The sequence below is a fragment of the Kamptonema animale CS-326 genome, from assembly GCF_028330895.1.
Taxonomy (GTDB): domain Bacteria; phylum Cyanobacteriota; class Cyanobacteriia; order Cyanobacteriales; family Microcoleaceae; genus Kamptonema; species Kamptonema formosum.
Genome location: NZ_JAQMUA010000328.1, coordinates 21,582 through 31,856 on the forward strand (window position 1 = coordinate 21,582; position 10,275 = coordinate 31,856).

Consider the following 10,275-nt stretch of genomic DNA (forward strand, 5'->3'; position numbering starts at 1 on the left):
CAATTAAGAATTAAAAATTAAGAATTAAAAATTAAAAATGGGAAGGCATTCTTGCGCATAAGTGCTAATTGTTCTTCCACCCAATTGATGTTAAAAACTGATTTGTATATCCGGTTAGCAACCTCCAACTTTCCTTCACGTTTGACTACTAATGCTGAAAGTCTCAATTCCAATTGCTCAGAACTATCATCAACAACAATTTGTTTGTTTTGCAAAACTTGCTGATATAATTCTAGCAGGTGGCTAGGTCGATCTGATTTTCTGAGTACGCGATCGCGCACTGTCTTTAAATGCTCTGGCTCATCTTGTCCTTGCCAGTTTTCTACGATCTGATTAATGGCTAAATAATTTACCAACTCAGAAACTTCAGTTGGAGAATTTAGGAGGGGGGATTGACAATTATTCAGAAGTTTTTGTATTAATAGCTTGCATAGCTTTTGAGTTAGAAATGGTTGTCCTGCCGTCCAAGATAATATCTCTCCGATCGCATTCTCAGCATTCTCTAATTTCTCAGCTAATCCAGCGGCTAAAGGCTGGCATTCCTGCAACTGAAAACCCTCTAAATGAATAGCTTTACCAATACTAAATATCGCCGTCCGATGTTTGTCAATTATCAAATCGCTCTTGTTTGCCACACCCAAGATTGTAAAAGTAAGTCGCCTGTATTTCATCTCATCTGCGCGTCTATTATAGCAAGCTTCGATCGCGGCAAAAAAGTCATCAGGGGGGAAGTTCAAGCTGAGAAGGCTGTCAATTTCATCAATAAAAATGATTAAATTTTGAGCAACCTCTTTTAACAGCACCTCTTCAAGAAACTGACTAAACCTTTGCACGGGAGAAAGTAGTTCGCGATCGCACCACCAGCGACTGACATCAAACCGATCTAAAATATCAAAACCATTAGCTAAACTATAAACTACACCAGCATACCATTGGTAAGCTTCAATATTGCGATTGCCAATTGCCGTTAAATCAATTGCCGCACAGGCAAAACCTTCAGCTTGCAACCTTTGCATCGTTCTAACTCGCAACGAAGACTTTCCAGTTTGGCGTGAATTTAACACATAACAAAATTCTCCGGCTTTCAAACTTTCCATTAACTCAAGATCGGCTTTTCTAGTGATATAAGTTGGTGCATCTAGCGGCAAGCAACCTCCAACTTGATAAGTATATTCTAAATTGACTTCGGCTCTCATGTCAACTTTTTATCCCTAATTTTTTAATTATTCATTTCCTAAACGCACCTTAAAATAATTGCGGTACAAATTGCAGCGGGGCCTTACTTGATTACCTTGAAACTCCACTAATCCCATACTATGCAACTTAAAACCTTGCATTGACTCTAATTGCACTGGACTAGCACTATCTGCCACCTTTTTTATAGCGGCTGCTAAGTCTGGATGCTGTTCTAAATTCCACAGATGCCGCCGCAAATGATCGCTATAAAGTCCCGCATCAGTCGGTGCTGTTGCTAACAATTCTGACAAAGTTATTTCCTGTCGGGAAATGTGATAGAAAGCCAACCTAATGAGATAAGGATGTCCTCCCACCATTGCCATTAATTGCTCAACTTCTTGTACACCCCAAGCCAACCCATGCCGCAATGCTAATTCTTTCACTTGTTCGGGTTTAAATTCCGGCAACTCAATCGGTAAACCTACATTAAATGGGGATTGATTGACATCCATCGGCACGTAAACCTCTGTAGAGTGTACGACAACTAAGCGCAATTTTTTCCAAATATCCCGATTTTTAGCTTCCTCGTGCCACGCACGCAACAATCCCAAAAAATCAGCGGCTAATTCAGGATATCTAAACACTACATCTACTTCATCTAAACCTAAAGCTAAAGGAGTTGTAATATTTGCTAGCAAATATCTTTCAAAATAAGATTTACAAGCTACCTTAGCGCCAAAAATCCCATTCCAATATTCAGCTAAACGATCCGGCAAATCTAGCTGCAAAGCTACATTGGCACAAAACCACCGCAAAAACTGTTCTAAATCAGTAAAAACTTTGCTATCTGCCAACTGAAAACTTAAAGGTACTACGGCAAAGCCTTGCAACTCGGCGCGGCGAAGAATTCTCGCCATTAGAGAAGTTTTTCCCATCTGGCGAGGCGCTTTGATGCGGATTAATGCACCTGGTTTCGCGATCGCCTCATAACAACGATCCTCAATTCCTTGTCTTTCCACATAAAACGCAGAAGCTAACTCGACTTGTCCTCTCGGTAACTCCGGTTCTGCTATTGGTTGTGGTGGATAATTTGGAGTCAAAGCATAAACTATAGGGAAAGCTGTTGGCGTTTCTAAATTTCTTCCTTTCTCTTGATTTGCAGACGAATTTAACCCGCTATCTACTACTTTTTTCTCTTGCCTTTCGTTGCCTAATGTCACTTCTAATATTCTCGTGACAATTTTTGCTGTATCATCAGGTTTCAACCACTCATAATCATTAATTCCCTGAAGATAGCCACGTAAATCATGGTTTAGTAAACTAAAAGGGCAATTAATCCGAATCGGAATAATTACAGGTTTGCCCTCCCGCGAACCTTGCAGAAGTTTGGCAGTTCTTACCTCTTCTGTCACCATCTCGCTGCAAGCTGAAAGCGGCGATAAAAGTAGCAATAAATAATCACTTTGATTCAATTCTGCGTAAATTTGCTGCGGGCCATTTTTTGCCATTCGCAGATTACTGCCAGCTTGAAAGACTCTACATCCCTTAGCTTGTAATGCCGCATCTAACTGCGATATCAAACTTAAATCTAGTTCAGAACTACGGTAGTAGCTGAGCAAAACTTGAGTATTATTTCTGCTATTTTGAGGATAACGGCTAAATAATTCCGGTCTGTATTTAGCAAATAGAGCAATTAAATTAGGCCGGTGCGATAAGCCATGATCTTGTTGATATCTCAAACCAAAGGCTTCGCAAATATTTTCAATATGTTTTCTCACAGTTTCTTTGGTGATGTGTAGCGAAGCAGCAATATCTGCATCTTTTTCACCAGCTAAAACTTTTAACAACACTTCTTGCTGTCTTGGTGTCAAAGCTGTAAATGCTTTGGTAAACTCTAATTGATTCATCTTTGCTTCCTATAGTTAATGCTAGTGTATTGCTAAATATTTTAGTTTTATAGGTATTTTGTACGGTGAATACCACCATCAATCAGCAAGAAAGAAACTAATTTCACTTATTGAATCATTTAACTTTCCTCCCAATTAGCCATTAGCCATTAGCCATTAGCAATTAGCCATTAGCAATTAGCCATTAGCCATTAGCCATTAGCAATTAGCAATTAGCAATTAGCCCTTTACTCTTAAGGTAGCCCCCTAAGTAAAAAAGTAGTGTCTTTGTGTAGGCAGATTCACAGATGTGTATGCAGCTATCTTTTCCTCTTACCTTGTGAGTTTTAACTACACAGACAAACATTGAGCTCGATTGCCGTGAAATATTGAAAAACATAGACCGCTTTCTCTTGGTGATGGAGATGAAGCTAAGTTTTTCCAGAGTGCATTCTCTATTTTTGACCGGAACCGCAGCATTAGCAATTGCGATGCCTTCAGCCAGGGTAGCCATCGCGCACCCCTTAGTCGCTGAAGCTTCGACGGTTCTTAAATGCGTTCCTCGTAATGAGATTATATCAAAGCAACGAGATTCAAGATTAATCGAAAAATCAGGAAATATTTACGCCCAGAGACAAGAGAATCCACCAAAAGATGAGTCTGCGGGGGGAAGTAGATAGGTAATTGGTAATTGGTAATTGGTAATTACCCATCTCCCCCTCTCTTCCTCTCTTCCTCTTTCCCTAGTCCCTAGTCCCTAGTCCCTAGCCCCTTCTTTCTAATACTTATCCTTAGATGCTATTTTCGCCCCAGTCTCAGTCGCCCACTGATTCAAATCTTGAATTCGATCTCCTGCGAACGCAGCCAATGGTACAGTATCCTCAATTGCACTTAAAATATCCTCCGTTGTCAAATCTTTACGCTGTCCATTTACAAAAGTCCCGAATGACCGATATAAACCGTCAATCACAACTTGTTCAATTTCTGCACCACTAAAATCCTGAGTACGCCTTGCCAACAAAGCCAAATCAAACTCTCCTAACCTTTCGCCACGCAACCGCTGTAAATGTACTTTAAAAATCTCTAACCTTTCCATTTCATTGGGCAAATTTAAAAAGAAAATCTCATCAAATTTACCCTTTCGCAACAACTCAATCGGCAACATTCGCACATTATTCGCGGTTGCCACAATAAACACAGAACTTGTCTTTTCCTGCATCCAATTGATCAAACTGCTAAATACCCGCCGCGACGTACCTGAATTGCTGTCTGTAGCGCTATTAATATTCCCAAAAGCCAGGTCAATTTGATCTATCCACAAAACACAAGGCGCAATCGCTTCTGCCAACTCAATCATCTGCCTAATACGGCTTTCACTTTCCCCTACAATTCCCCCGAATAGCTTTCCAGTATCCATTCGTAACAGTGGTAAACGCCATTCATGAGCAATACTTTTAGCAGCAAGTGATTTACCACTACCTTGAATTCCTACGAGCAAAACTCCTTTAGGATTAGGGATACCGTAGCGCTGAGCTTCCTCAGTAAAAGCATCCTGTCGCAGTTTTATCCACTCTTTTAAATTATCTAATCCCCCTACACTTTTTAGCGATTCTTTTGTCGTGAAAAACTCTAGAATTCCCGTCTGCCTAATTGCTCGTCGCTTCTCTTCCAATACCTCATCTATATCCGACTCATTTATCTGCTGTTTTGCTGCTAAGGCTTTAGCTAAAACCCGCCTAATTCTAGCTCTACTTAATCCTTGACAAGCTTTTACTAACTGTTCCTTTGCCAGGTTGCTCATCTCTAACTGTTCTGGACGATCGGTAAACTGAGAAATTAAATAATTAATCTCTTCTACGTTGGGTAAAAGAAAGTCAACTACTGTTACTTCCTCCTTCAATTCTTCTGGTAATTCCAGTACATGAGAAGTTAAAATTATAGTCTTACGGCTGCGCTTTAATTCCCGTGCCAAATTCCGCAACTCCCGGACTGCGGGAGCATTTTTTTCTGTGTAGGGATATTTCAAAATAGGATGTAAATCGCGCAGTACAAATATTGTATATTCCTCAGCCGAAGTTTTGCTAATTCGATCCAGTGCTGCCATTACTGAGCCTTTAGCAGAGCCATTGTCATCCCAGCCGCGCACAATATCCCACAATAAAATTCGGCGCGAAGGAGTTAGTTCTCGTGCTACTTGTGAAATTATTTCTTCGGCGGGTTCTTCTTCGGCGGCGACAATATATAGCAGTGGGTAACGCGCCAAAATCATTAAATTTAGTTGTTTTACCAGGGCAGACAAAGGCGCATTTTCGCCTCCAATAACGGCATTACTGCCTTTAGGATAAAGAGGATTTTCTATCATTGAATTTAACGATTTTAGATTTTAGATTTATAGCAGAAGTCAGAAGTCTTAAATCAGAAATAAAATGCAATCACAGCAATGATTTCAGCAATTTAAGAACGTCCTAACCGTCTTGGTAGTTGCGCTCGGAATTAGGCAAGACTAGCATCTTTCCTCATTGCGAACCAAGTGCAGCGCGTCAAGCGTAGCGCAGTTGCGAGGAACGAAGCAATCTGAGGGTGTTGCGAGGGACGAAGTAAACTAAGCCCAAAGCAATAGGAAGTATTGCCAGGAATTAACTAACCCCCAAGCAATCTCTGATTTGTTTTCGTGCTCGGTGTGTAAGTCTAGAGATCGAAGGAATTAGCAAGCCTAACATCGCTTAAATTTAGTTTATTCGCTAAGTTGCCGCGCCTGTTTAACCATAGCAATCAGAGTGTGGTGAGCATCTTCGGCATCTTTTAAAATATGGTCGAAGCTAACACGGACGGGCACATCTTCGCCATTGACTTGAGCAGTTAAATTCATGCCAGTAGCATCAATTGCCCGCATTTGTGCTGATGCTGCACTGGAAATGCCACCAAATGCTTGAGCGTAAAGCACTACAGCATTCCCATGATCTTCGTTCATGTGAGAGCAGATGCGATCGCTAATTTCAGTTGAAAACGTTTCAGACATGAGTCAATTTCTCGTAGTATTGATAATGGTACAAAATATCAATACATACGAACTTACCACAATCAAGCTAGCTTAAAGGAGGAGAATCTAGGGGCGATTTATGCAAGTGCCGATCGCTTTTAGCTTTTTGAGCCGCAGGAGATACCGCCGGATTTGAGACTGCTGTTGTGACAGAAGGCAAAACAGTGGATTCTCCCTGCGTTGTAGGATTAGGACTTTCGTGCTTACCCTTTTGATTCCACAGCATCATCCCCAGTAACCCATCAATTAACCCCGTACCACCGCCGTTACCAGTGACAGCAACATCGGGAACAACCCGAACTTGGCGATCGCCAATTACCTGCATAAGCTGCAACGCTGTATAACCAGAAGTTCCCAAAGCCACCACCCCCGCGCGATAAGCTTCAGCCTTAGCATTTCCCGTCATCCGAATTGACTCGGCCTCCCCCATTGCTTCCTGAATTTGAGCATTCGCCTTCAACTCAGCAATTTTCACACCCTGCTCAGATTTAACCATTTCTTGCTGAATATCCGCGAGGGCAGTTTCCCGTACCAACTGCTGCCGTTGAGTTTGAGCCATTTGCTGCACATCATAGGTCTTGCGTTGTTCTTCAGCAATTTTGCGATCGGTTTGGGTCTGCATCAGTTCCGCCGGCGGCAAAATATCGCCGATCAAAGTATCAATTGCCTGCACATCATAAGAACGAAGTGCGCTTTTAATATACTCCGCAGCCTCCGCTTGTCTCTCACTTCTAGCCGTCAGAAAGTCCAACACAGTATAAGCCTGGGCAGAATTACGAAAGTAATTGCCAATAGTCGGTTGCAAAACATGATCGACTAAATTTTGCATCGAACCCACCCGCGAGATCACTTTGGGAGCATCTAAAGCCCCGACGTGAATAATTTGTGATACTTCTAGATCAAAGGAAAAACCATCTTTAGAACACACAGTCAGAGACGAAAGTTGAGAATCATAACTATGTCTTTCCATGCGCCTCGACCAGTTAAGCACAATGTTAGTAGTAGGCACTAACTCTACTTTTAAAATCCGAGTATTGAGCGGATGTTTGCGAGGATAAAGAGGTGCAACCCAAACACCTTTATTGCCAGGATTTACTAAGTTTCCATGAGTAAAAGCGGCACCGCTGACATCTTCCGAGGTATTGCCCACATAAGAAATTACCACGCCAACATAGCCGATCGGAATTTCTGTCATCGCCACTTGTTCGACACCAGCAAACCAAGGGTTCAGGTTCCAAGAACCAGAGAGCAAAACTTGTTCTTGCAACCCGCGCCTACCACCGCCGCTGATGAACTTCTGAGCGTTTTGGAAATTGTCGTGATCGGGGATCGTTTCTCCCGCGATTTCGCCAGCTTCAATCGGGATACCGTCAAATGTGGTGACAATTCCAACTTTATCGGGGTTGATACTGTAGAGGCGTAATTGTTCGGCACTCATGCCATGTTTAGCGGCGTTAGCAGCAGTAATTACCGTGAACAGAGCAGTATTAATACGGTAAGTACCAGTGGTAATAATACCCAGTTGGCGACCTTTTTCCCCACCACTTTTGAGGAATTTACGCGCATCTTGGAAATTATCAGAATCTGTAACTTTGCCGAGAATGCGCTGCGGTGGAATGGGCGCACCATCTGCGGCGACAATCAGAGCAATTTCACCTTGGGGGACTACAGTAACGGGTTCTTTGCGAACGTTGTACTGTATAGGCCAATAGCCCCAGTGCCACCCTGGAGGTAAGGTATCTGCCTGATATCCCGCTTCGCCATCGAGGGCAATTAAACGGCCGGGAGGTAGGGATTTTCCCGAAAAGCTAAATTTTTTGCTGATAATGCCGACTTCGCGATCGCCTATTACCACCAAACCCCCAAAAAATAGAGGAATGCAGACGATTGCGCCACCGATCAGAATAATTGGTAAGATTCCACCCAGCAAGTCTTGTTGTACTGTCTGTATTTGCGAACCGATCTGGGGTACTGGGCTGAGCCTTTGGCTAGAGTTAACTTGCGTTACTAGCTCAGCAGCAGGTGCAGGTTTGACTGCGCCTACTGTTGTTATAGTCAGTGTTGCTGCTAGGGTAGCAACTAACCATTTCAGAGTACGAACTTTGACTTGATAATTACAATGAAGCAGAGCGATTTTTTCTGTGCAACTTTTCATAACTTCCCTCATCGGGAGCAATTGGCTCAAGCTTAGCAAGTTACCAACTGCAACGCCTAGGGATTTCCTAACTTTAAGGAAAAACTTCCTTGGCAAGAGATAAATACGAGCGGATTTTACTGCTACAGGCAATCTCAGCCTTTGTTAGCCGCCACTTTTTGCCGTCCTTGGCGCAACTTGCGAGTACCAGCAAGCATCGCCCCTCCCAAGATCATCCCCGCCATACTCAAGGGTTCGGGTACTGGTTCCGACGACCCACTTCCGCCAATTCCTCCAGATGGAGACGTTTCCGTTGGCACAACTTGTTCTAGACTACCCACCGTCATGTTGTCAAAACTAAAATAATCTACTCCTGGTGCAGTATTGCCGAACATAATTCGGTCAAACAGTTCATCCGATTCAGCAATCAAACCAAAATAGAGCACTCCACCGCCTAATCCCTGCATCGTATGGGGAACCGTGACTGTCTGCTGGAAATTTGTCACAGTGTTTAACAGCGTTAGCGTTAGTTGTCCCTCAAAATCACCAATATCAACCCCGTAAAAGCCGAAAGCAGCTACTGCCTTTGAGAAGGTAATCCCGAACTGATTGCTAGCTTCCCAATATTTATTGCCAGAAATTGGATAGCGTCCCACTCCATTAGTAGTATTTCCGTTAACACTATCGATAAAACCATTGCCAAGGAGAGTGGCGGTTCCAGCACTACCGAAACTGATGGACAGAGGAGCCTCCGTTTCCACTGAGTAACGCTCAAAGTTTTCAGTTCCTACTCCTATGAGGTTAGAGAGGAACTCATCTCTGGCTCTATTAGCGTTGGGAGTGGCATTTAGGCGCACTTGCTCTCCCTGTCCCAAATCTTCACCAAAGTAGAGAGAGAACGCTTGAGCAGGGGCAGCCCTTCCAACTGTAGCTGCGGCTATCAACAATCCTGTTGTTAGAGTTGCTTTCCGAATTAATTTCATGGCTGATTCCCTTTCCTGAGTGTTGAATTACGACGCTTATAAAACCCCTGATAGTTCTTATAAAGAAGCTCTTAACTTGGCTTAAGAGCCATTAAGTCTGTTATCAGTCTGTTAATTTAGACTATATTATGTAAATTTTCGCTTCTTAAGTATAATATCTCTTATTCCCCTCATCTTGTCTAGTAAGTTTTATGCAACTTCATCATAAATTTATATTAGTCAGTATTTTCAACTAAGGGCTTTTTTAAATTGATACACCGTAACTTCAGCTACGTAACCCCAGTTCCTAGATATTTGTTGAATTAAGGCTCGCTACAAGGTGCTGGGGCGATCTGGGGCGATGCGATCTGCATCCAGAAGGCTCCACTCCTAGCACCTTTCCCATCTCCCGCATACTCGCTATTTCTCCATTTCCTCGATCTTCCCTATCGCCCATCCTTTGTTCGATCTAGAATGTATCGAACTGACATATTAGAGATACTAACATTGTGCTTATCGGCATATTTTTAAGCACACTCAGTAACTTTTGAAATAAACTCCAATTCCCCCACGCATCCAGCATTTTTTTATATTTTTTTAAGCTGGTAGCGTTCAACATTCCCGTATTTGATTCGGGTTGCCCCCAATATTTTTCTGATAACAATCCGCCGCAAAGTGTGCCGTAAGGGAGAAATTTAATCTCCTGTTCTTGACAAAAGTTCACCATCTTTACAAGTGGGCGACGGTCAATTAAAGAAAACTGGACTTGATGGGAGACGATTTTAATACCATTCTCTACAATATTTTTTAGCTAAACAGACGGGAATCCCCACACCAACCGAAGCGGTATGGTGTGGGATGAGAGGCGCGTGAGAGGAGGATTCCACCTGTTCACAATCTCAAAGCATGGCTTTGAGCAGTGGGCAGGTGGATGACGAGGCGAGCAAAATATTTTCTCAAAATGCTCAATTATTTTATGTTAAATTAACACTAATTGATGCGTATCGGCTGCAACGCAATGAAGGCGACCTACCAGTACCAATTCTATCCCGACACCAATCAAAAGCTAACCCTCAA

8 protein-coding genes are annotated in these 10,275 nt (G+C 42.7%); 1 reads left to right on the forward strand and 7 read right to left on the reverse strand.

Annotation, left to right across the window (positions count from 1 at the left end):
* Window positions 1-17 precede the first annotated feature (17 nt).
* Both PN499_RS19235 and PN499_RS19240 read right to left on the reverse strand, forming a co-directional pair.
* Window positions 18-1,196, reverse strand: coding sequence for an AAA-like domain-containing protein (locus PN499_RS19235; protein WP_272033713.1), 1,179 nt, complete (start codon window positions 1,194-1,196; stop codon window positions 18-20).
* Between the two features lie 27 nt (window positions 1,197-1,223).
* Entirely contained in the window at window positions 1,224-3,083 is a 1,860-nt protein-coding gene (locus PN499_RS19240; protein WP_272033714.1) for an AAA-like domain-containing protein, read from the reverse strand.
* A gap of 404 nt (window positions 3,084-3,487) precedes the next feature.
* Here PN499_RS19240 and PN499_RS19245 point away from each other — a divergent pair, with 404 nt between their 5' ends.
* Window positions 3,488-3,742: a hypothetical protein gene (locus PN499_RS19245; protein WP_272033715.1), complete on the forward strand. Its 255-nt coding sequence runs from the start codon at window positions 3,488-3,490 to the stop codon at window positions 3,740-3,742.
* 98 nt (window positions 3,743-3,840) lie between these two features.
* On the opposite strand, the gene PN499_RS19250 is transcribed toward PN499_RS19245, so the two are convergent.
* The 5 genes from PN499_RS19250 to PN499_RS19270 all read right to left on the reverse strand — a co-directional run bounded on the left by PN499_RS19250 (window position 3,841) and on the right by PN499_RS19270 (window position 10,000).
* The gene (locus tag PN499_RS19250; RefSeq protein WP_272033716.1) at window positions 3,841-5,424 is read right to left on the reverse strand and encodes an AAA family ATPase; all 1,584 of its coding nucleotides are present in this window, start codon (window positions 5,422-5,424) and stop codon (window positions 3,841-3,843) included.
* Window positions 5,425-5,796: 372 nt separating this feature from the next.
* Window positions 5,797-6,081 carry a DUF2470 domain-containing protein gene (locus tag PN499_RS19255; protein WP_007356952.1) on the reverse strand — a complete coding sequence of 95 codons (285 nt, stop codon included), beginning with the start codon at window positions 6,079-6,081 and terminating at the stop codon, window positions 5,797-5,799.
* A gap of 67 nt (window positions 6,082-6,148) precedes the next feature.
* Window positions 6,149-8,257 carry an SPFH domain-containing protein gene (locus PN499_RS19260; RefSeq protein WP_272033717.1) on the reverse strand — a complete coding sequence of 703 codons (2,109 nt, stop codon included), beginning with the start codon at window positions 8,255-8,257 and terminating at the stop codon, window positions 6,149-6,151.
* Between the two features lie 134 nt (window positions 8,258-8,391).
* Window positions 8,392-9,219, reverse strand: a complete 828-nt coding sequence (locus PN499_RS19265) for a PEP-CTERM sorting domain-containing protein (RefSeq protein ID WP_272033718.1) — start codon at window positions 9,217-9,219, stop codon at window positions 8,392-8,394.
* 448 nt (window positions 9,220-9,667) lie between these two features.
* Window positions 9,668-10,000 (reverse strand): aldo/keto reductase, encoded by a 333-nt coding sequence (locus PN499_RS19270; protein ID WP_334311704.1) that lies wholly within the window; start codon window positions 9,998-10,000, stop codon window positions 9,668-9,670.
* Window positions 10,001-10,275 lie beyond the last annotated feature (275 nt).